Source organism: Thermostichus sp. MS-CIW-38 (assembly GCF_054058415.1).
In genome coordinates this window covers 16,105-37,168 of the sequence record NZ_JBSSAH010000019.1, presented here as the reverse complement: position 1 = coordinate 37,168, position 21,064 = coordinate 16,105, and the positions used below count along the sequence as shown (strand labels likewise).

Genomic DNA, 21,064 nt, shown 5'->3' with positions numbered 1-21,064 from the left:
ATCTTAACTGGGGTGAGGGGCGGGTTTGGTCAGGCCGATCACCTGAGTGTATGCACCGCGGGCCTGGGTTACACCAATGGTGTGCTCAGCTTTTTCGATCATGGGGCGGCGTAAACTGACCACCAAAAACTGCGCCTGACGAGATTGCTGCCAGATCATATTGGCCAATTTTTCCACATTGGCCCCGTCCAAAAACATATCTACTTCATCAAAGGCGTAAAAGCTGGAAGGGCGGAATCGCTGCAGAGCAAAAATAAAGCTGAGGGCTGTCAAGGATTTTTCTCCTCCCGACATGGCGCTGAGACGGCGCACCGGCTTACCTTTGGGGTGGGCCACCAAGGTTAGACCGCCTGCGAAGGGATCCTCTGGGTTTTCCAATTCCAAATGGCCATCCCCATCGGAAAGTTGGGCAAAGATGGTTTGAAAATGGCCGTTGACGGCATGAAAGGCATCCAAGAAGGCTTGCCGACGCAGGGTGGAAAAGTTCTCGATGCGCAGCAACAACTCGGTGCGCTCTTGGTGCAGGGTTTCCAGTTTGGCGCTGAGATCCCGCAGGCGAGCTTGGGTCTGTTCGTATTCGGCAATGGCCAGCATGTTTACCGGCTCTAGGGAACGCAGTTGATCTTCGGTTTTGCGTTTTTGCCGCTGCAGCTCGTCTAAGGTCAGGGTGGCGGGCAAGTCGGGCAGCGGATCCGGCAGCTCTTGGGCCACCGCTTGCAGTTGGGTTTGCAGTTGGGCCAGCAGGGCCTCTTTTTCCTGTTGTTGGGTGAGGGCGTTGTAGCGTTCCCACTCCAGGCGTTGGATTTGCTGTTGTTGGGCCCGCAGTTGAAATTCCTGCCGATCTCGCTCTTGGCGCAGGTGGGAAAGTCGGGCCTCGATCTGGCTTATCTGTTGCCGTTGCTCGGCAAGGTGTTGCTGGATGTGACCAAGGGTGGCTTGGGCTTGGACGATCTGCTCCTGCAGATGGGCTTGGCGCTGTTCGCTCTCTTGCAGGCGCTCCTGGTGGTGCTGGATTTGGGCCTGTTTCAGGTGTTGTTGGCCGGAGTTCTCCTGCTGTTGCCGCTCCAGTTGGGCCAGTTGCTGCTGCAGCTCTGCCAAGCGACTTTCTTGCTGCTGCACCGTCTGCTGCAGTTGCTGCCAATGCTGGTTCACCGGGGATCCCTCCAGTTGGCTGAGCTTGAGGGTGAGATCGGCTAGGCGCTGTTGCAAGGGATCCCAACGCAGTTGAATCTGCTGGAGCCGCTGCTGGATCTGGTGGCTTTCGCTTTGCCTTTGCGCCAGGGATCCCTGCAGGTGTTGCAGGCGGGCCTGTTGCTTTTGGCAGTCGGCTTGGTGCCGCTCCAGATATTGCTGGGCTTGCAGGGCGTCTTGGCGAGCCAGGAGCAGGGCTTGGGCCAGTTGTTTTTCGCGGGCTTGGGCTGCTTGTAGGCGCAGGGTGAGGGCGGCCAGCAGTTCCTCCAGCTCGGCCAAGCGGGAGCGCAAGGCGGCCTCCTCGGAAGGTTCGCCGGCAGAAAAGTGGATCCCAGCTCGCTGGGGGGCGCTGCCGCCGGTCATGGCGCCCGAAGTTTCCAACAGCTCCCCTTCCAGAGTAACCATGCGGTGCTTGCCGATGTGGGGCTGGGCCAGCTCTAGGCTTTGGAAAACCAGGGTGGAGCCGAACACAAAGCCGAAAACATCCCGGTAGCGCTCTTCAAAACGCACCAAACGAATGGCGTAGTCGATCAGGCCGTCCAATTTCAGGGGGCTGGGGGGGCGGGTGGGCTGGAGCTTATTCAAGGGCAAAAAGGTGGCGCGTCCGGCTTTTTCCCGTTTCAAAAAGTTGACAGCGCTCACGGCCACGGTGTTATCCTCCACCACCACAAAGTGCAGCCGGTTCCCTGCCGCGATCTCCAGCGCCAGTTGATACTGGGGATCCACCTGCCCCAACTGGGCCACCAACCCCAAAACCCCCGGCAGACGGGCACTCAGGATGGCTTGGGTCGCTCGGGATCCCTGGGATTCTTGCAACACTTGGCGGCGGGTTTCCCATTTGTCCAGTTGCCGCTGCTTGGCGTGCAGCTCGGCGGCCAGGCGCTCGTGGGTGGCGCGATCCAGCTCCAGGCCGGCCTGCAGTTGGGCCAGCTCTTGGGCCAGGGTCTGAACCTGAGCTTCCGACTGTCGGCAAGTGTGTTCCAGCTCGGCGGTGAGGGCCAGGTGGGATCCCAGCCACGCCTCGATCTGGGCAACCTCCGCCTGGATCTCTTGGCTTTGCCGTTCCAGTTGCCGTTGTCGCTCTTGCAGGCGAATTTGCTCCTGTTGGAGAGGCTCCTGTTCGGCGCGAAGTTCCTCAATGTGGCGGGTGAGGTAGCGCTGCTGTTTCACCCAGGCATCAGCGGATTGGGCTAGGGCGCGCAGCTGTTCGCGGCTCTGTTCCAAGCTAATTTGGGCTTTCTGAACCTGGGCCTGCAGGGATCCCTGGGCTTGGGCCAGTTGCTCTTGTTGGCTGTGCAGGTGTTCCAGCTCCGCCTGCAGATGCTGCTGTTGGGCTTGGCACTCCTGATGTAGGCGCTGCGCTTGCTGGATCTCCTCCTGCCAGGCTGCGATCTGTCGGCTGACCTGTTGCCGCTGTGCTTCGGCGGCGGCGATTTGGGCTTGCAGGTGCAGGTATTCCTCCTCTCCAAGAGCATGGATGCGGCTTTGCAACTCGGCCAGGGCGGCTTCGGCCTGTTGCAAATGATCGTTCAAGGTCTGCACCTGAGCAGTGGCCTGCTCCTGAGTTTCCAGAAACCGCTGAATGGCCGCCTGGGTTTCTTCCACTTGGGCCTGCAAATGCCGCCAAAGCAACACCTGTTGCTGCTGCTCCAGCGTTTGCAACTGCAGCCGCAGTTGCTGATAGTGTTGGGCCTTTTCGCTCTCTCTGAGCAGCCGCTCTCCTTGAGCTTGCCATTCTTGTTCGATGAGCCGAAAGCGCTCAATTTGTTCCCGTACCGCCTCCAGCTTGCTGTTGGCCTGGGCGATCTTGCGGTCGAAGGTGGCCACCCCCGCCAATTCGTCGATGATCTGCCGCCGTTCCTTGGGGTGCATGGAAATGATACTGGTGACATCCCCCTGTAAAACGACGTTGTAGCCGTTGGGGTAGATGTGCATCGCCTCCAGTTGTTCGTGCAGCTCGCTCAGGGTACAGGGCACATCGTTGATGTAGAAAGTGCTGGTGTAGGGGAGAGAATCCGTCCCGCTATCGCGAGTGGGATCCTCAGCCTTTCCGGGCTTGACCCGCAGCCGGCGACTGACTTTCCATTCCCTGGGCTGACCATCTTCTCCCGGCCCCAGCTCAAAGGTGACAGAAACATGGGTTTCCACCTGCCGATTGCCGTTGAGGCTGCCGGAATGCACCAGATCCAAAAGCCTCTCTGCCCGCATCCCCCGCGAGGACGATAAACCCAGCGCGAACAGGATCCCATCCAGGATGTTAGACTTACCGGAGCCATTGGGGCCAGAAATAACCGTGAACCCCGGCAACAGGGGTATCGAGGTTGTGCTACCAAAGGACTTAAATCGGGTCAGCTCAATCCGCTTGACGTACATGACACCCCATATCTAGCGTGACCACCGGCAGATGATGGCAACAGGCTAGCATGGGTAGCAAAAACCTGTGCAGCTCAAGTTTCTTAGGACGGCTTGGCATCTGAGTCTGCACCTGTTGAGTCTACATCTGTGCCGACGAGCAGGTCGGCCTTTTGTAAAAGACGATGCACCTCCGCCCTCAGCTCCGGCCAGCGGTAGGTCAGTAAGTTTGCCTTGGAGATAAACAGCAGCCGGTATCCGGGTTTCAGGTTTGGGCACAGAGGGCGCAAGATTTCTCGCAACTGGCGTCGCAGCCGATTCCGTTTTACGGCAGATTTGCTCACCTTTCTGCCGATCACCAGCCCCACTTGGCTAGGGATCCCTTCACACCCCACCGGCATCGGCTGAAACAGCAGGGTCAAGCCTGCACCGGAACGACGTTGGCCTCCCTGGTAGAGCGCCTGAAAAGCTCGTCGATCCCGCAATCGATGAGGAGCCGGCAACATTGGGCACCGAGGAGAGTCTGCCCCAGAAGTCAGCGAGTTTTGGGCTGCAACGCTCCAAAAAACCAAGACAAATCAAATCTCTGACCAAAGGGCTTAGGAAACCGCCAGGCGATAACGACCCTTGGCCCGCCGTCGCCGCAAGACCTGACGCCCGGTTGCCGTTCGCATTCTGGCCCGAAACCCAGAGACGCGAATGCGTCTGCGATTGGTGCCACGAAGGGTACGCTGAGTCATGGTGAGAAGCCAACCAATGAAGCCAAGATCATCTGCCAGAGCTGACCAGACTGCCATTCAGCCTGCTGGCAACTGATCACAGGTGGTTAATCCTAGCAGACTCAATGGAAAATTGCTAGATTGGCCACCCCGCGCCGAGCAGTTAAATTGGGAATCCCGAAGCTCCTGTCGAGGAAGCCGCCGCTGTTTCCTCTGGGCTTCTGCTGTGTCGCTCTGAGTGTGTGGTGTGGATATTTCCCTGGATCAGCTCTGGGATGAAGCCCTGTGTCATCTGCAGGTGCAGCTCAGCCGTCCAACCTTCGAGGCTTGGATCAAAACGGCGCGGGCTGAATCGTTGGTGGACAACCGCCTCACCATCTGTACCCCCAGCGAATGGGCACGGGGCTGGCTGCAAAAGCACTACGCTTCCACCATCACCGAGGTGGTGCAGCGGGTAGCCGGGATCCCTTTGCAGGTGGAGTTTTCCGTTTCCCCCCACGCTTCTGTCGAGGCAGAACCCCCTTCAAGGGCGATTTCCCCAACATCGGGCAGAGCCGGCAGCTTACCTGCCTCCACCACCCTAGGACTGGAAGTCGGCGGCAGCCTGCCCATGCGGGCGCCGGATCTCAACCCCAAGTATTCCTTCTCGCGGTTTGTGGTTGGCCCCAACAACCGCATGGCTCACGCTGCAGCTCTGGCTGTGGCCGACAAGCCTGGGCGCGCCTACAACCCCCTGTTTCTCTGCGGCGGGGTAGGGCTGGGCAAAACCCACCTGATGCAGGCCATTGGCCACTACCAACTGGAGGCCAATTCACGCGCCAAGGTCTTCTACGTGTCCACCGAACGGTTTACCAACGATTTAATCGATGCCATCCGGCGAGACAGCATGCAGTCTTTCCGGGAGCACTATCGGGATGTGGATATTTTATTGGTGGACGACGTTCAATTTATCGAAGGCAAAGAGTACACCCAAGAGGAGTTTTTTCACACCTTTAATACGCTGCACGAGTCCGGCAAACAGATCGTACTGGCCGCCGACCGCTCTCCTCATCTGATCCCGCGTCTGCAGGAGCGGCTTTGTTCTCGTTTCTCCATGGGTTTGATTGCGGAAATTCAATCGCCGGATATCGAAACCCGCATGGCCATTCTCAAGAAGAAAGCCGAGTACGAGGGGATGAACCTGCCCGCCGACGTGATCGAGTACATTGCCACCACCTACACCAGCAACATCCGCGAGCTGGAAGGTGCCCTGATCCGCGCCGTCGCCTATGTTTCCATTTCCGGCTTGCCGATGAGTGTAGAGACGATTCAGCCCATCCTCAATCCCCCCAGCGAGCCGAAAGAGATCACCGCCGACATGATTACCGATGTGGTCTGTGAAGAATTCGGCATCGACCGAGACAGTTTACTGGGATCCTCCCGCAAGCGTGACATCAGCCAAGCACGGCAAATTGCCATGTTCTTGATGCGCCACTACACCAACCTCAGCCTGCCCAAAATTGGCGACTACTTTGGGGGAAAAGATCACACCACCGTCCTCTATAGCTGTGAGAAAGTCAGTCAGCTACAGCGGCAAAGTCTGCAATTTGAACGGCAACTGCAAAAATTGGTCGAGCGCTTGCGGGTGGTTGCCAACAGCCGGAGCAGCTAGGCTTTCTGTTGTCGCTGGGCCGTCTTTGAGGTGTTGTTGCCGCGCTGTGGAGCACCTCCAGCCTTGCCCGTCTGCGTGGAGAATCCCTCGGAAAGCGGCTACAGTAGGGACGCAATGAATGTGGTTGCAGGTGGTGAGACAGTCTGGCAAAGGGCTTCGCCTGGGTATGCTGCTCCTCTGGGCTGGACTGGTGCCTGAGCGGCCAGTTTGGGCCAATTCCCAGCAAGCCCCTATTCCAGATCCGGTGCCGGCCACCCTCTCAGCCGCTTTGGATTTGGGCTTGGATGACCGAATTTTAGAAGACAGCCCCGTGTTGCGCCGCTGGCTGCAAAACCCGCCCAATCTCCTGGAAGAAATCCGCAACACGCCCGTCTTGCCCACCCGCTTGCAGGCCGGCTTTGAGTCCTCTTCGCACTGGCGAATCAGCCTGCAGGATTTGCGCCTGGGAGATCGCCTCACCCTCAGTGGTGACTATCGCCAATCTTCCGAACATCCCGAAGTGCGCCAGTACGGGTCGGAAATGCGTTACTTTCTGGCCCCCCTGGGATCCCGTTTTAATCTGGCGCCACAACTGGGGTATCGGGCTTTGGAACAAAAGAACCGCAGCCTCAGTGGAGTTAGCTATGGGGCTTTTGCCGTTTTGGCCTTGGCTCCCGGAGCTGCAGATTTGACCGGTAGCTACAGTTGGGTTGCCCCCCAGGAGCCGGAAGAAGGACAGGCCACCCTGGCGGAGATCACCGCTGCCTATGCCATTAGCCCTTCCTTTCGTCTTTCTGCTCGCTATAGCCTGCGCAACTCGACCCTGGATCGGGAGTTTAGCTTTGGCGTTGGGCTGGAGTGGATCCCCTAGCCTGCGCTCTCGCCCTCACTCCCAGGCCCTCTCCCGGTGGAAGAGGAGGGCTGGGGATCGACGCGACTTGGATTTGGGTGATGGCTCCGCTCTGGACTCAATGAATGGCCACCTCAACCCAGCCCAGATCAGAGGCGCACTGCCCGCACAAAGGCCACCCAACCCAAGCTGAGATAACGCTCCAACTGCAGCCCCACCTGTTGAAGGTGCTCGCGCAGCTGGGTTTCTGAGAAAAAATGAAGGCTGGTGGCTTCCAGCCATTGCTGCACCATCTGCCCCCATCCCTGGACCTGCTGGCTGTGCATCGAGACAAAGGCTCCTCCCGGTCTCAACACACGGGCAATTTCCCGCAAACAGGGATCCAAAGGCAATTCGTTCAAGGTGGCCCCGCTGATCACCGCCCCAAAAGTTCCAGAGGCGAGGGGAAGCTGTTCAGCCCGAGCCCGCATCAGGCTGTAGTGCTGCCAGTGGGGCTGCGCTTGTTGAGCGGCTTCCGCCAATACCCCTGCTGCATTGTCCAGGCCGATCACCGTCCGTTGTGGATCCTTGGCCAGGAGCAAGCGGCTCCAGTACCCCCCGGCAGTGCCCAAATCCAAGATGGGATCCCCCTCCCCCACCAACTCGGCCAGCAGTTGACTCTCCCGCTCGCTGCCAAAGCTCTCTCCCGTCAGCAGCGACAGGGCCCAGGGCCGCCAGAGGCGATCGTAGCCCCAGGCAAACCCAGGCAGATGGGCAATGGCTTGGGCCGGCGTGAGATGCAGGTCCGATGAGCTGCCGATAAAATCCACAGCCCCAGAAGCGGTGATGGGGTAAACCTGGCCGCAACTGGGACAATAAACCCGATCCGCCGCGGATCCCTGTTCCCGCCCTGGTGATTGGGTCAACCCTTCCCGACCGCAGCTCAGGCAGCGATAGAGGTGAACCGGCAAAGCAGAGAGCGAAGAGAGCATGCGACAGCCCAACGCAACCCAAAACTCGCGAGGAAAAGGGGGCAGCTGCCGGGATCCAGCCCCAACACCCCCCCCAGTTGTCTATCTGGCAATGGAGATGGGATCCCCTAGACCAACTTTGGACTCCGTCCCGCTTCCGGGAATGGACTGGGTAGGCCGACCTTCTCCGGGATGGGCACATACTCCGAGACAATCGCCCGGAATTCGTCGCCATCCAGGGTTTCCCGTTCCACCAAGGTATCGGCCAATCGATCCAGCAGAGGGCGGTGCTCCAGCAAAATCTGCTTGGCTTTCTGGTAACAGCTCTCCAGGATCTGCCGCACCTGGCGGTCGATCTTGGCGGCCACATCCTCCGAGTACTCGACGCGGTTCATCCAGCCGCCGCCCAAGAATACCTCGTTGTTGGGGGGATCCAACATCAAGGGCCCCAGCTCGGACATGCCAAAGCGGGTCACCATCTGCCGCACCAGATTCGTGTTCTGCTGCAGGTCGTTGCTGGCTCCGGTGGTCACTTCCGAGTAGCCGAAGACGATCTCTTCGGCCGCCCGACCGCCAAAGCCCACCACCACCCGATCCAGCAGCCAAGCGCGGCTGTACATGCCGGAGTCGATCTGCTCCTCGTTGGGCAGTTGCTGGGCAAAGCCACCTGCACCGCCGGAACGGGGGATGATGGTCACCTTGTTCAAGGGATCCGCGTGGGGCAAAAGTGTCATCAACAGGGCATGGCCACACTCGTGGTAGGCGATCAGGCGCTTGCTCTTGCCGTCCAGAAGCGGCGGCTTGGTCAGGCCAATGGTGATGCGGTCAATGGCGTCCTCAATGTCTTGGTTGGTGATGGCCATGCGCTGACGGCGGGCCGCCAAAATGGCCGCTTCATTGAGCAGGTTGGCCAGATCCGCGCCGGCAAAGCCAGGGGTACGGCGGGCAATCGCCTCTAGGCTGACCTCTTCCGCCAGCTTCTTGTTGCGGGCATGCACCCGCAAGATCTCGTAGCGCCCCTTAAAGCTAGGCCGATCCACCGTAATCTGGCGGTCGAAGCGCCCCGGACGCAAGAGAGCGGCATCCAACACATCAGGGCGGTTGGTGGCGGCAATCACGATAATGCCGGTGTTGCCCTCAAAGCCGTCCATCTCCGTGAGCAACTGGTTCAGGGTTTGCTCGCGTTCGTCGTTGCCACCGCCGATGCCGGCCCCCCGCTGCCGGCCCACCGCGTCGATCTCGTCGATGAAGACGATGCAAGGCGCATTCTCCTTGGCCTTCTTGAAGAGATCCCGCACGCGAGAGGCGCCCACCCCGACAAACATTTCCACAAACTCAGAGCCGGACAGGCTAAAGAAAGGCACTCCTGCCTCGCCGGCAATGGCCTTGGCCAGAAGGGTTTTGCCCGTCCCCGGCGGCCCCACCAACAACACGCCTTTGGGGATCTTGGCCCCAACAGCGGTGAAGCGCTCCGGCTTCTTCAAGAAGGTAACCACCTCTTGCAATTCTTCTTTGGCTTCTTCAATCCCGGCCACATCGTCGAACTTAACGCCGGTTTTGGCTTCCATCTGAAAGCGGGCCCGCGATTTGCCGAAGTTCATTGCCTGCCCAGGGCCGCCCGCTCCAGCACCGGCACGCCGCAGGAAAAAGAACAACCCTCCCAACAGCAACAGCGGGATCACCAGGTTGCCCAGAAGCGCCCAAAAGGCGCTGCCATTGCGGGTGGGTACCACTGCCACTTCGATCCCCTGCTCGGTGAGGCGGTCCACCAGTTGCGGTACGGTGTTGGGCAGCAGGTTCACTCGGTAGCGGGTGGAATGCTGGGTCTGGGGATCCACAGCCGTAACTTCAGCTACCAGATTGTTGTCCGTGAGGCGCACATCCGTAACCCGCCCCTCCTCGACGTAGCGCAAAAAGCGATCGTAGGTGAGGGCCGAGGCCAAAGCTGCATGGGCGGGTGCAGGCTGCAGCACCAGGCCGGATCCCTGCCAGAGACAAAAGCCCAGCAGGAGGGCGATCAGCCAGCGCTGGGGAGATAGAGGCTTGTTCATAGGGAAGAGAACGCTCGGTTATTAAAAGTCCTTTAACAAACTTAACCTGTCCCTCCTGGAAGGCACAACCCTACCCCCGCAAGGATGAGCTCCTGAGGGATCCCTGCCCCATCCGATGCCCGCCACCAGCCTGCAGTTAGGCCGAGCCGGGGGATCCCAGACCATCCAGCCCATAGACGCGCCGCCACATGGAGTCAGCCAGAGCAGCGGGCATGAGCCGCATCAGCCCCAACGCCACCTTACCCCCCGTGAAAGCGGTGTAGCGGTCGGAAGGGTGAGGATCGGTCATCGCCCTCAAGATCGGCTCCACCACTTTTTCCACCGGCCAGGCCATTTTGCTGAACGAGCTGGCCAGCTCGGCGGTCTTGTCCAAGATCGCCTTGTAGGGGCCGTTGGGGTTGACAACGGCAGCAAAGGTTTCTTCCGCCACGCGGCCAAACTCGGTGGCTACCGGCCCCGGCTCGATCAAGATAACCTTGATGCCGAAGGGGGCCACTTCCACCCGCAGGGCGTCGCTGAGGGCTTCGACAGCAAACTTGGTTGCGTTGTAAACGCCGCTGAAAGGCATGGACAGCTGGCCGGCCACCGAGCTGAGGTTGAGGATGCGGCCACTGCCCCGTTCCCGCATTTGGGGCAAGAGGGCACGGGTGAGGGCGTGCAAGCCAAATACATTCACCTCAAACTGGCGCCGCATGGCCGCCACATCCACCTCTTCCACCGGCCCCATCTGGCCATAGCCGGCGTTGTTCACCAGGATATCCACCCGGCCAAAGTGATCCAGAGCCTTTTGGGCCAGCGCCTCCACCTGGGCCGTATCGGCCATGTCGGTGGGCACCACCAGCGCCTCCGCTCCCCGACTCTCCACCAAGTCTTTGACGTTTCGCAGCAGCCCTTCCCGGCGGGCCGCCAGCACCAAGCGAGCCCCGCGTTTGGCCGCCTCCAGAGCGACGGCTTCCCCAATTCCAGCAGAGGCGCCGGTAATCAGCACCACCTGATTTGCAAGTGAAGGCATGGTTTCTTTTATCCAAACTCTCCACCATCCTAGAAGAACGACTGGGATCCCTGGAGAGGGGCAGCTCCGTCTTCCGAACTTCTGGATTCGGCATCCGCTATCATGGCTACATTGGGTAAACCCAGAAAACAGCCGGGACAAAGCCCGATAGACAGGTCTCTGCTTGGGCTGAAGTCCTATGGTGCTTTGATTTAAAGTAGAGAGTTGTGTATAGGGTGCAGCGACTGTGAAGTACTTCTGCAGGCGAGTTGGCCGAGGTCGATCTCTCTCCCCGGAAGAGCGTTGGGTTGTTACTGAGGTTCGATTGGCTCAATTGCTCAGGGCAGCGGAAGCCAACCTCAAGGCCAACTCTGAGCTGCGGCAGCAGCAGCAGGAGCAGCAAAAGCAACTGGAAGCCGAGCGCCGCCACAGCGAAGCCCTAAGAGACTCGACCGCCGATTTGCGCACCAGCGTGATGGAGCTGCGGGAAGGACAGGCCCTTTGGCAGAGCCATGTGGAAGAGCTGCGCTCCTGTCTGCGGGAGCTGCTCAAGGAACAAAGCGAACTGGTGCAGATTGTTGCCCAGCAGCAGCACATCCTGAAGGATTGTCAGGAAGTCATCCGCGCCATGCTGGAGCAAATGCGAGATGACCACCGAGACTTCCGCTCTGCCATCAGCATTTTGCTGGAGGAGCTGCACCAAACCGTGCGCTGTTTGGTTATCAGGTCAGGTGGCACCCTACCCAAGCCCGTTCGCCATCCCGAAGTGCCGGAGACGGATCCCGGCTCCCCGCCGACCGATTCGGCCTCGCCTGGGGAAGGCTCTTCGTCCTAGGGATCTTCTGCTCCCCCAAGAGCTATCCCACATCGCCTTCCGGCAGCCACTGCGGCCAGAACAGGCGCAACTCCCTGACCCGCTCCCCTTTGACCAGGAGGGATCCGCCCCCGGAGCGGCTTTGCAGCGGGATCTCGGCAGGAGAGAAGGAGTACACCTGTTCAGACTCCGTGATCACATCCAGTTGCAGATGGGAATGCCTCTCCAGCTCGGGGGGGAGACCCACCAAGCCCACCAGCACATCCCCTCGGTCGGAGAAGTGAAAGGCCGGCGCGCCCACCGGACTCCGCTCCAAGATGGGGATCTCGCTCAGGGGCAAGCGCTTCAGGTGGCCCAACCGGCTGGCCAGAACCAGGATCCCTTGCGGGGGCAGCAGCGCCATACCAACTATTCGCTCGGCGCGCCCCAAACGCAGGGCCGGCGATCCCATAGCCGCTCGACCCATCAAAGGGATCCCTTCGGCAGCCAGCCGCAGCACCCGTCCCCCTGAAGTCGCCAGAGCAACGCTGTAGCCTTGGCAGCCGGGATCCCAAAGGGCTGCCCAGCCCAGCTCATCTCCCTCTTTTAGCTTGAGGACGGTGGATCCCCGTTGGGTAAGGCCCATCAACTCTGCCAGGGCCAGCCGCTTGATCCGCCCCTGCCGGCTGAGCACCACCAAACTTGCCTTGCCCGGATCCGGAGCCAACGTGAAGGTGGCAACCATCGGCTCGGGGTTGGGGAGAAGGGTAACCAGAGGCACCCCCCGTGAGGACCCAGTGCTGAGGGGGATCCCTGCGATGGGCACGGTAAAAGCCTTGCCGCCGGCGGTGAGCACCAAGATTTCCTGCTCCAGCGTGACGCATTCCAGGCCGACCAGCACATCTTCCCCCAGTTCCCGTTGCGCGGGGTTGCTGCGGGAGCGACGGCCAGGCAGAGGCAGGCGGCGCACATAGCCCTTGCGGGTGAATTGCAGCAAGAAGTGGGTCTCTTCCGTCTCTTCGCCGCTGGGGATTTGGGCCACTTCCGCTTCCAGCTCCGAGGCCGAGAGGATCTGGGTGCGCCGGGGATCCCCGAAGATTTTCTTCAAGTGGCGCAGCTCTTTTTTCAGGTAGTTCAAGAGCTTGCGGCGGTCGCTGAGTAGCCCCTGCAGTTCTTCGATGCGGGCCTGCAACTGGGCATGTTCCTGGTGCAGCCGTTCCCGCTCCAATCCCGTCAGGCGACGCAGAGGCATGGCCAAAATCGTCTCTGCCTGCTGGGGGGTACAGCCCAGGCGAGTTTGCAATTGGGCTTTGGCCGTGGTGCCATCGGGCGCTTGCCGCAGCAGCTCGATCACCCCCTCCAGATCCGCCAACGCCAGCAACATTCCTGCCACCTCTTCCGCCTTGCGCTGCACCTGCTGCAACTCGGCACGGAACATCCGGTTGAGGGTGGCCTCGCGAAATTGCAAAAAGTGCTGCAGGATCTCTTTGAGGCTCAGCTGCCGCGGTTCCCCGTTCACCAAAGCCAGCAGGATGGCTCCAAAGTTGCTTTGCAAAGGGGTGAGCTTATACAACTGCTGCAAAACCGCCTGTGGGTTGGCCTCTCGCTTCAGCTCCACCACCACGCGAATGCCGCTGCGATCCGACTCATCGCGCAGATCGGCGATGCCGCTGATGCGGTCTTGGTTGGCCAGCTCGGCCACTTTTTCGATCCAGGCGGCTTTGTTCACCTGGTAGGGAAATTCAGTGATCACCAGAGCAGGCCGCCGGTGGCGTCCTTTGCCCGGCTGGATCTCCTCAAATCGGGCTACCCCCCGCAGGGTGATGGAACCGCGCCCGGTGAGGTAGGCTTCGCGGATCCCTTGGGTGTCTAAGATTTGGCCGCCGGTGGGAAAATCCGGCCCTGGGATCCAGCGCAACAGTTCCTCAGGGCTGAGGTCGGGATGGTCGATCAAAGCCAACAGGCCATCCACCACTTCCCCCAGGTTGTGGGGTGGGATATTGGTGGCCATGCCCACAGCAATGCCGGCAGAGCCGTTGAGCAGCAAAATGGGCAAGCGGGCCGGAAGAACGGTGGGCTCCGCCTGGGATCCGTCGAAATTGGGCATGAAATCGACGATCTCTTCCGACACCTGCTCCAGAAGCGCTGTGTGGCTCAGCTCCGCCAGCCGGCACTCCGTGTAGCGCATAGCCGCCGGCGGGTCATCATCCACAGAGCCGAAGTTGCCGTGTCCCGCCACCAGGGGATAGCGGCTGGAAAAGTCTTGTGCCATGCGCACCAGCGCGTCATAAACTGCCTGATCCCCGTGGGGGTGATATTTCCCCAGCACATCCCCCACCACCCGTGCGCATTTGCGGTAGGGGCGATCCGGCGTCAGGCCCAACTCGTGCATGGCATAGAGAATGCGGCGGTGCACCGGCTTTAAGCCATCCCGGACATCTGGCAAGGCCCGCCCGACAATCACGCTCATGGCGTATTCCAGGTAGGAGCGCTGCATCTCCCCCTGCAAATCGGTGGCAATCACCCGCCCTTGACGCGGCCCCCCGTTCGATTCGGATCCCAGTCCGTCGAGAGTCAGTTGCTGAGTCATGGCACACAGGAGCGGAACGCTTTCCAGGTTACTCTAGCCGCTTCTCTGGTTCTTGCGAGGTGGGATCCCACACTGACAGGGGCTGAGAGACTGGAAATGCTGCTCACTATCCATCGAGTTGTATCCATGCGTTTCTCTGAAAGAGCTCAACCTTTGCTCGTTGTGGTATCGATCGGCGTGGGTCTGGCCCTCACAGGATGGCCAAACTCTGTCCAAATCTTAAGAGGCTGGGTACAACCTCTGTTGGCTTTGCTGCTTTATCTCACTTTCCTGGGCATTCCACTCGCATCTGGGGGAAAGGTTTTTTTTCAGAAACTTGAGCAGGTTAATCGCGCTTCTAAAGCTGTATTGGCAGTGGCGTTGGCCAGTTTGTCGATCAACTTTCTGTGGACTCCGATTTTTGCCTGGGGATTGGGGGCTGTTTTTTTATCGGATCTGCCAGATTTGTGGGTTGGCCTGCTCATGTTGATGGTAACTCCTTGTACGGATTGGTATTTGGTTTTTACAGGGATAGCGGGTGGAAATGTGGTTTTAGCAACGGCCCTGTTGCCTGTTAATTTGGTTCTGCAAGTTTTGCTTTTGCCAGTTTATCTTTTGCTTTTGGCAGGAGATTTAGTCGAATTAAATGTTGAAATTTTATTGTCAGGCTTGTTTTGGATCCTTTTCTTGCCTTTGCTGGCAGCAGCACTCACACAATACTCCATTCGGCAAATCAAAACGGAACGTGGAGAGAGGGGATCCCTTGAAAGCTATCAAGACCGGATTAGCATCATGCAGATTGTGGCTTTGAATCTAGCGATAGTTTTTATTTTTGCCACTGAAGGAAGCATTCTCGCTGAGAATCCAGCCCTACTTTTCAAGCTTCTGCCTCCCATTCTGGTTTTTTTCGCCGTCAACTTCCTCTTGGCTTACCAGGTCAGCCGCTGGCTGGGTTTGGCTTATGAGGAGTGGGTCTGTTTGACCTGTACAACCTTGGCTCGCAATTCTCCGCTTGCTTTGGCCATTGCTGCTTCTGCTTTTCCGCAGCGTCCGTTGATCCTTCTGGCTTTGGTGATCGGCCCCCTGATCGAGCTGCCGGTTTTGACGATTGTTGCCCAGATGCTGTTGCAAATTCGACAGAAGAGATGCTGGAAGCAGGCTCGACGCTAGTTGAGGTGGCGCTCGGCCAATTCTAGCCAACGGGCGGTCCCGGAGTCGATGGCGGCGGTTAAGTCTGCCAGTTTCTGGGCTAACTTTTGCACTTCGCTGTAGCCGCTGGGAGGGTTGTGATAAAGGATCTGCTCAATTTCAGCTTTTTCTGCCTCCATCTGCGGAATTTGGCTTTTAAGCTGCTCATATTCCCGTTTTTCTTTGAAGGAGAGTTTTCTGCTTTGTGGGATCCTATCAAGCTCTTTTTCAGGCTGGGGAATGAGAGGGACAGACTCAGGGCGGGCGGATTTGATCTCACTCTCTTGGCGCTGCTTATGCTCCAGATAAACAGAATAGTTGCCAGGATATTGCCGGATTTGGCCGGATCCCTCAAAGGCGAAGATGCGATTCACGGTGCGATCCAAAAAATAGCGGTCATGAGACACCACGATCACACAACCATTGAATTCTTCCAGATAGTCTTCCAATACTGCCAAGGTTTGCACATCCAGATCATTGGTGGGCTCATCCAAAATCAACACATTCGGCGCTTGCATCAACACCCTCAACAAAAACAAGCGGCGGCGCTCACCACCGGAAGTGGAGTGGGGCATATTGTTGATTGGGGGGAAAGAGAAAGCGCTCCAACATTTGCGATGCGGTGATCGTCTCCCCATCGGCAGTTTTCACCAGCTCTGCCACTTCTTTGAGGTACTCGATCACCCGTTGGTCGGGGTTGAGGCTGAGATCGTCAGAGTGTTGGTCGAAGTAGCCAATGTGGATGGTGGGGCCAATCTCCACTCGGCCCGCATCTGGAGCCAATTTGCCGATGATGATATTCATCAAAGTCGATTTTCCCGCCTCATTGGGGCCAATAATGCCCACCCGATCATCGGGGGCAAAGGTATAGGTAAAGTCTTGAATGAGGAGTTGGTCGCCGTAGGATTTGTGGATCCCTTCTAGCTCGATCACCTTTTTGCCGATGCGACGCCCGGCGGTCGCAATATCCACTTGTCCCAGAGCTTGCTTGAATTCTTGATTTTGTAGGTCTTCGATGCGCTGTTTGCGGGCTTTTTGCTTGGTGCTGCGGGCTTTGGCGCCTCGTTTGAGCCATTCCAATTCCCGCCGTAAGAGATTGGCATACTTGCGTTGGGATCCCTTTTCGACCGCTTCAGCAGCCGCTTTTTTCTCCAGGTAGTAAGAGTAGTTGCCGCTGTAGGCATACAGATCGCCGCGATCAATTTCCAGAATGCGCTGGGTAACCCGATCCAAAAAATAGCGGTCGTGGGTGATCAGCAGCACTGCCCCAGCAAAACGATTCAAATAATCTTGCAACCATTCCACCGATTCGGCATCCAAGTGGTTGGTGGGCTCATCCATCAGTAGAGCATCTGGCTCTGCCAAGAGGGCTGACGCAATGGCAATCCGCTTACGGTATCCCCCCGACAAATCGCCAACGCGGGCCTGAAAGTCTGCAATGCCCAAACGGCTGAGAATGGTTTTGGCCTGGGTTTCCAGATCCCAAGCGGATTCCACCTCGATACGCTCGCTAATACTGGCCAACTGGGATAACAGACTGGGATCCCCACCTTGATGGGCCAAGCGATGGGAAAGCTCCTCGTAGGCTCGGATCAAGCGCATTTTTTCTCCGGCAGCCGCAAACACCTGCTCCAGCACCGTATGCTCGGGATCCATCTCTGGCTGTTGGGGTAGGTAGATTATCCTCGCCCCAGAACTGACCCAGAGGTCGCCCCCATCGATGGGTTCTAGGCCAGCGATCATCTTGAGCAGTGTGGATTTTCCGGAACCGTTGGTGCCGATGATGCCGACTTTATCGCCTTCTTCTAGGCTGAAACTGGCATTCCTCAGGAGTTCCTTGATGCCAAAATCTTTGCGAACGGAGTTGAGGGTGAACAGGGCCATGGGGGATCAGGATGCTGGGATCTGCAGGATAGGTCTGCAACGATGATACTGTCCGGCTCGATCCTGACTGTTGCAGGACAACAAAAAGGGATCCCCGATCGAGAAGGGATCCCATAAGTGAAAGATCTGCTGGAGAGGATTTAGAGCTTGTACTCCACGCCGCTGGCTTTATCAATAGTGCGGATCACTTCCCAATACTCTTTGTAAGTGATGGTAATGAACTGCTCCCCACCACTCTTGCCAAACTCTTCCGCTAGCTTGGTGCCTTCCCACTTAAAGGTGAAGAAAGCCTCTTTCACTTTTTCCGCCACTTCTGGGTGGAGGTTGTAGACAACTCCATAGGCTGTGGTGGGGAAAGTTTGAGATTTGTAGATGGTGCGAATTTTGCTGGGATCAATCGTGCCCCGCTTGGCCATGCGGGTCATCACGGAGTTGGCAATAGCCGCCGCCTCGTAGTCACCGTTAAACACACCCAAGATAGAGTTCTCGTGGTTGCCTGAGAAGACAGTTTGGTAGTCAACCCCGGGCTCCATGCCAAATTCCCCTTTCAGCAGCGCCGAAGGAGCCTTAAAGCCAGAGTTGGAGGTTTCGCTAGTGAAAGCCAATTGCCGACCGCGCAGATCTTCGATGGATTGGATATCGCTATCGGCAGGAACGATGATCTCCATTTCGTAGCCGAAGCTGCCATCCAAGCTGGCCATCATAGCAAAAGGACGGAAGCCCACCGCATTCACCGCCAAAGGGACAGAGCCGGTGTTAAAGCCGGTCACATGCAAACGGCCCGCCCGCATCGCTTCCAACTGAGCAGCATTGGACTGCACTGGGAAGTATTCCACCTTCTTGCCGGTTACCTCTGCCAAGTGATCGAGAAACTCAGCCCAAACGTTCTTGTAAACTGAGGGATCCTCAACGGGGGTGTAGGCAAAGATCAGGGTATCCGGATTGATCCACTCGTTCGGATCTTCCGGCACATCGGCAATCAAATCGCCATCGCGGTCGCAGAAGCGCACATCCATCTCCGGCGGACGGGGGCAATCTTTGGCCTGGGCATGCACCAGTCCAGACAGGGCTACAGAAGCACCGGCCACGGTGGCAACTAGCCCCACGAGCAAAGAGCGACGGCCTGCCAAGAAAGTTTTCATCATAGTGTCTATTGACTCCTCAATGAGGGCTCAGTGTTTCTTCAAGGAACAGATAGAAAATAGCAGGCTAGAGTTAACTTTTTGTTAAGCGAAGATTCAGAAAAGGTAATCTCCACTCAAAATCCGCAGAATTTCAGAGAGGGATCCCAGTGATTGCTACTGATACGCTGGGTTTACCCGTAGAACTCACTCCCAGGCCCGAATGGCCGAAATGGCCACCAGCAAGCTACCAAAACCGACAACACCCGCCAAAAATGCCCCAAAGTGCCCTTCGGTTTCGGGTAGCTCGTGCTTCAGCACTTGAAAGATTAAAACCCCCGCTACAAAGGCAATGCTGGCGGCTAAGGCTATCTCCGGCAAAATGGCCCTTTGCCCCATCAGCCAACCGACAAAAAGGGATCCGATCAACAGCCAACGCCCTTGGTGCTGAAATAAGTGGGGATGATGCTCAAATAGATCTTTACAGACGATGCTGAGGTGGATAGCCAAAGCGATGGTCAGCAACAGGCAACTGAGCCATTCTTGCACCGTGTGTCTTAGCAAATAACCCAGAATTACGCTGTAGAGCGTAAAGAAACCAATGTGAACGGAAAATATCCTTGGATGCAGCAATGCCTCTTGCTTGGAAGATTGGGCCAGCCCCTCCAACCCATATACCGTAACAATGCCCAGCAACATGAGCAGATGAATGTGTTCAATCAAATAGCCCAACACAGGCACTTCTAGGGGCATCAAGTGTTGTTGCAGCTCCGTCACTTCCGCCAAAAAAGCCGTGAACACATAGGCCAGAGAAATCCCTCCACCCAGAGAGAGCCAGTAGCGCTGCGGAATGTTGTGCAGGAGTTGCTGTAGCCGCCGGGTGAAGAAGATCACCCCAATCAAGGTCAGCAGAAGGAGTAGGCTGAACATCTTGGCACCACAACTTGCAGAACTGTACCCACGTAAATACGCGGAGGAACTCCCTCGCAGATACCTTGGGCCGTCAGGCTGGGAGCTGGATTGATGAACCCTGCAAGAGAAACTCCTCTCTTATTACCCCCGCTCCAGCTGAGAATGCAGCCCATTTTGCCTGAGAGTGGGCTGAGAAACCGCAGATCAACCGCTTTTTCGTCCTCCTTGAAACCATTGACCTTGGCATCATGCTATGAGTTGATGCGACGGGATCCGATACATCAAGCCATGCCCACCCCCCCCATCCGCTTTGGCACCGACGGCTGGCGAGCCGTGATTGCCGATGCCTTTACTTTCCAAAACTTGGCCCTTGCCGCCCAGGCCAGCGCCCAAGTGTTGGCCCGCACCTACCCCGGCGAAGGGATCCTGATTGGCTACGACAACCGCTTTCTCTCGGAGCGCTTTGCCGCCCACGCTGCCGAAGTGGTGGCCCGATTGGGGATCCCGGTCTATCTCTCCACCTGTGTGGCCCCAACGCCGGCCTTTAGCTGGGGTGCCAAGGAGCGGGGCTGCCACGGCGCTTTGGTGATCACCGCCAGCCACAACCCCCCCCACTATTCCGGCCTCAAGGTCAAGGGAGGATTTGGTGGCTCCGTGCCGCCGGAAGTTACCGCCGCCATCGAGCAGGATATGCGCCACCTGCAACCTCTTGGATCCCACAAGGCCCCCATCCACACCTGGGATCCCTGGCCCGGCTACCTGGCTCAGCTCAGCCGCTTTGTGGATCTGGAAAAGCTCAAGGGATCCCCGGCCAAGATCTGGGTGGATGTCATGTTTGGCTCTGGCGCCGGTGGCCTCAAGCGCCTACTGGGGGAGAAGGTGATTGAATTGCAGGCCCACCGGGATCCCTTATTTGGGGGATTTCCCCCTGAGCCTTTGCCGCAAAACCTGCAGGCTTCCGCTCAGATCATCGCAGCGGATCCGGCCCCCTTGAAAATGGGCCTGGTCTTTGATGGAGATGCCGACCGCATTGCCGCCCTGGATGGGCAGGGCCATTTCCTCAGCCCCCAGATCCTGATCCCCATCTTGATCGACCACCTGGCCGGGCGACGCGGCTTGCGGGGCGAGATTGTCAAAACCATCAGCGGCTCCGAACTGTTTGTTAAAGTTGCGGAGCACTACGGCCTGCCGGTTACGGAAATGCCGGTGGGCTTTAAGTACATCGCCGAGCGCATGATGAGCACCCAGGTGCTGTTGGGCGGAGAAGAATCGGGCGGCATCGGCTACCTGGGCCACATTCCCGAGCGGGATGCCCTGCTTTCGGCCCTGTATCTCATCGAAGCGGTTACGGAAACCGGCCAAGATCTCAGCGCCCTTTACCGAGCTTTGCAGGAACGGGAAGGGTTCACCTCTGTTTACCTGCGCCGCGATCTCCACCTCGCCGATCAAAATCAACAAACCCAGCTCTTCCAGCGGCTGCAAAAGGATCCCCCGCTTGAGATTTTGGGGCAGCAGGTGATCAAACATTTCGACAAAGATGGCCACAAATTCACCCTCGCCAACGGCAGTTGGGTGATGATTCGCGGCAGCGGCACCGAGCCTCTGCTGCGGCTGTACTCGGAAGCCAAAACCCCGGAAGAAGTGAATCGCCTGCTGGATTGGGCAGCCGGCTTGAACAGCACAACAGCTTAATATCCCAGATAATCTTTTGCGCAAAGCTGGATCCCTTTGACTCTTGAGTGCAGAGACTGAGAGGCTGCCAAACTGCGGCAGCCTACAGGGTTGGCCTCTCCCCCCAAGCTCTGCTGAGCAGCATAGGAATGCTCACAGCTTGACCCATCTGCCTCACTTTTACTTGGGTCA

General features: G+C 58.1%; 14 protein-coding genes and 1 pseudogene. 5 read left to right on the top strand and 10 right to left on the bottom strand.

Translation table 11 applies throughout. The features are described 5' to 3' along the window. Nucleotides 1-3 precede the first annotated feature (3 nt). From smc to rpmH, 3 genes are all read right to left on the bottom strand, one after another. A complete protein-coding gene (smc, locus tag ACVWXZ_RS08245; RefSeq protein WP_457441959.1) occupies nucleotides 4-3,564 on the bottom strand; it encodes a chromosome segregation protein SMC in 3,561 nt (1,186 codons plus the stop codon). 83 nt (nucleotides 3,565-3,647) lie between these two features. After that, nucleotides 3,648-4,049, bottom strand: a complete 402-nt coding sequence (gene rnpA / locus ACVWXZ_RS08240; protein WP_414522292.1) for a ribonuclease P protein component — start codon at nucleotides 4,047-4,049, stop codon at nucleotides 3,648-3,650. Between the two features lie 93 nt (nucleotides 4,050-4,142). After that, a complete protein-coding gene (gene rpmH / locus ACVWXZ_RS08235) occupies nucleotides 4,143-4,283 on the bottom strand; it encodes a 50S ribosomal protein L34 (protein WP_011434477.1) in 141 nt (46 codons plus the stop codon). Between the two features lie 226 nt (nucleotides 4,284-4,509). Here rpmH and dnaA point away from each other — a divergent pair, with 226 nt between their 5' ends. Both dnaA and ACVWXZ_RS08225 read left to right on the top strand, forming a co-directional pair. Beyond that, complete coding sequence (gene dnaA, locus ACVWXZ_RS08230; RefSeq protein ID WP_414382552.1) at nucleotides 4,510-5,913, top strand: chromosomal replication initiator protein DnaA; 1,404 nt, start codon at nucleotides 4,510-4,512, stop codon at nucleotides 5,911-5,913. A 166-nt stretch (nucleotides 5,914-6,079) separates the two neighbouring features. Further along, nucleotides 6,080-6,763, top strand: a complete 684-nt coding sequence (locus tag ACVWXZ_RS08225; protein ID WP_457441958.1) for a hypothetical protein — start codon at nucleotides 6,080-6,082, stop codon at nucleotides 6,761-6,763. Between the two features lie 128 nt (nucleotides 6,764-6,891). On the opposite strand, the gene ACVWXZ_RS08220 is transcribed toward ACVWXZ_RS08225, so the two are convergent. The 3 genes from ACVWXZ_RS08220 to ACVWXZ_RS08210 all read right to left on the bottom strand — a co-directional run bounded on the left by ACVWXZ_RS08220 (nucleotide 6,892) and on the right by ACVWXZ_RS08210 (nucleotide 10,755). Next, nucleotides 6,892-7,713 carry a class I SAM-dependent methyltransferase gene (locus ACVWXZ_RS08220; protein WP_457403976.1) on the bottom strand — a complete coding sequence of 274 codons (822 nt, stop codon included), beginning with the start codon at nucleotides 7,711-7,713 and terminating at the stop codon, nucleotides 6,892-6,894. Between the two features lie 107 nt (nucleotides 7,714-7,820). After that, nucleotides 7,821-9,743: an ATP-dependent zinc metalloprotease FtsH gene (gene ftsH / locus ACVWXZ_RS08215; protein ID WP_457395727.1), complete on the bottom strand. Its 1,923-nt coding sequence runs from the start codon at nucleotides 9,741-9,743 to the stop codon at nucleotides 7,821-7,823. 136 nt (nucleotides 9,744-9,879) lie between these two features. Then, the gene (locus ACVWXZ_RS08210) at nucleotides 9,880-10,755 is read right to left on the bottom strand and encodes an SDR family NAD(P)-dependent oxidoreductase (RefSeq protein WP_457395729.1); all 876 of its coding nucleotides are present in this window, start codon (nucleotides 10,753-10,755) and stop codon (nucleotides 9,880-9,882) included. Between the two features lie 304 nt (nucleotides 10,756-11,059). Between ACVWXZ_RS08210 and ACVWXZ_RS08205 the strand changes: the two genes are divergently transcribed. Continuing rightward, entirely contained in the window at nucleotides 11,060-11,569 is a 510-nt protein-coding gene (locus tag ACVWXZ_RS08205; protein ID WP_457403978.1) for a hypothetical protein, read from the top strand. Between the two features lie 22 nt (nucleotides 11,570-11,591). Here the strand turns inward: ACVWXZ_RS08205 and ACVWXZ_RS08200 are convergent, their stop codons facing one another. Next, nucleotides 11,592-14,117 (bottom strand): DNA gyrase/topoisomerase IV subunit A, encoded by a 2,526-nt coding sequence (locus ACVWXZ_RS08200; protein WP_457403979.1) that lies wholly within the window; start codon nucleotides 14,115-14,117, stop codon nucleotides 11,592-11,594. Between the two features lie 96 nt (nucleotides 14,118-14,213). On the opposite strand from ACVWXZ_RS08200, the gene ACVWXZ_RS08195 reads away from it, so the two are divergent. Then, the gene (locus tag ACVWXZ_RS08195) at nucleotides 14,214-15,266 is read left to right on the top strand and encodes an arsenic resistance protein (RefSeq protein ID WP_457398334.1); all 1,053 of its coding nucleotides are present in this window, start codon (nucleotides 14,214-14,216) and stop codon (nucleotides 15,264-15,266) included. On the opposite strand, the pseudogene ACVWXZ_RS08190 reads toward ACVWXZ_RS08195, so the two are convergent. The 3 genes and pseudogenes from ACVWXZ_RS08190 to ACVWXZ_RS08180 form a co-directional block, all read right to left on the bottom strand. Then, a pseudogene (locus ACVWXZ_RS08190) lies at nucleotides 15,263-17,168 on the bottom strand (ABC-F family ATP-binding cassette domain-containing protein). The gene ACVWXZ_RS08195 and the pseudogene ACVWXZ_RS08190 sit on opposite strands and share 4 nt — an antisense overlap. A gap of 140 nt (nucleotides 17,169-17,308) precedes the next feature. Beyond that, nucleotides 17,309-18,313: a phosphate/phosphite/phosphonate ABC transporter substrate-binding protein gene (gene phnD, locus ACVWXZ_RS08185; protein WP_457403980.1), complete on the bottom strand. Its 1,005-nt coding sequence runs from the start codon at nucleotides 18,311-18,313 to the stop codon at nucleotides 17,309-17,311. A 183-nt stretch (nucleotides 18,314-18,496) separates the two neighbouring features. After that, a complete protein-coding gene (locus ACVWXZ_RS08180) occupies nucleotides 18,497-19,219 on the bottom strand; it encodes a hypothetical protein (RefSeq protein ID WP_011431684.1) in 723 nt (240 codons plus the stop codon). Nucleotides 19,220-19,489: 270 nt separating this feature from the next. On the opposite strand from ACVWXZ_RS08180, the gene ACVWXZ_RS08175 reads away from it, so the two are divergent. Next, the gene (locus ACVWXZ_RS08175; RefSeq protein ID WP_457482376.1) at nucleotides 19,490-20,893 is read left to right on the top strand and encodes a phosphoglucomutase/phosphomannomutase family protein; all 1,404 of its coding nucleotides are present in this window, start codon (nucleotides 19,490-19,492) and stop codon (nucleotides 20,891-20,893) included. The last annotated feature ends 171 nt before the right edge of the window (nucleotides 20,894-21,064 follow it).

Bases quoted from the DNA above. Each gene is read 5' to 3' on its own strand.
- phnD (WP_457403980.1), bottom strand. From the start codon at position 18,313: ATGATGAAAACTTTCTTGGCAGGCCGTCGCTCTTTGCTCGTGGGGCTA.
- ACVWXZ_RS08210 (WP_457395729.1), bottom strand. From the start codon at position 10,755: ATGCCTTCACTTGCAAATCAGGTGGTGCTGATTACCGGCGCCTCTGCT.
- ACVWXZ_RS08180 (WP_011431684.1), bottom strand. From the start codon at position 19,219: ATGTTCAGCCTACTCCTTCTGCTGACCTTGATTGGGGTGATCTTCTTC.
- ACVWXZ_RS08175 (WP_457482376.1), top strand. From the start codon at position 19,490: ATGCCCACCCCCCCCATCCGCTTTGGCACCGACGGCTGGCGAGCCGTG.
- rnpA (WP_414522292.1), bottom strand. From the start codon at position 4,049: ATGTTGCCGGCTCCTCATCGATTGCGGGATCGACGAGCTTTTCAGGCG.
- ACVWXZ_RS08225 (WP_457441958.1), top strand. From the start codon at position 6,080: ATGCTGCTCCTCTGGGCTGGACTGGTGCCTGAGCGGCCAGTTTGGGCC.
- rpmH (WP_011434477.1), bottom strand. From the start codon at position 4,283: ATGACTCAGCGTACCCTTCGTGGCACCAATCGCAGACGCATTCGCGTC.
- ACVWXZ_RS08200 (WP_457403979.1), bottom strand. From the start codon at position 14,117: ATGACTCAGCAACTGACTCTCGACGGACTGGGATCCGAATCGAACGGG.
- ACVWXZ_RS08220 (WP_457403976.1), bottom strand. From the start codon at position 7,713: ATGCTCTCTTCGCTCTCTGCTTTGCCGGTTCACCTCTATCGCTGCCTG.
- ACVWXZ_RS08195 (WP_457398334.1), top strand. From the start codon at position 14,214: ATGCTGCTCACTATCCATCGAGTTGTATCCATGCGTTTCTCTGAAAGA.
- ftsH (WP_457395727.1), bottom strand. From the start codon at position 9,743: ATGAACAAGCCTCTATCTCCCCAGCGCTGGCTGATCGCCCTCCTGCTG.
- smc (WP_457441959.1), bottom strand. From the start codon at position 3,564: ATGTACGTCAAGCGGATTGAGCTGACCCGATTTAAGTCCTTTGGTAGC.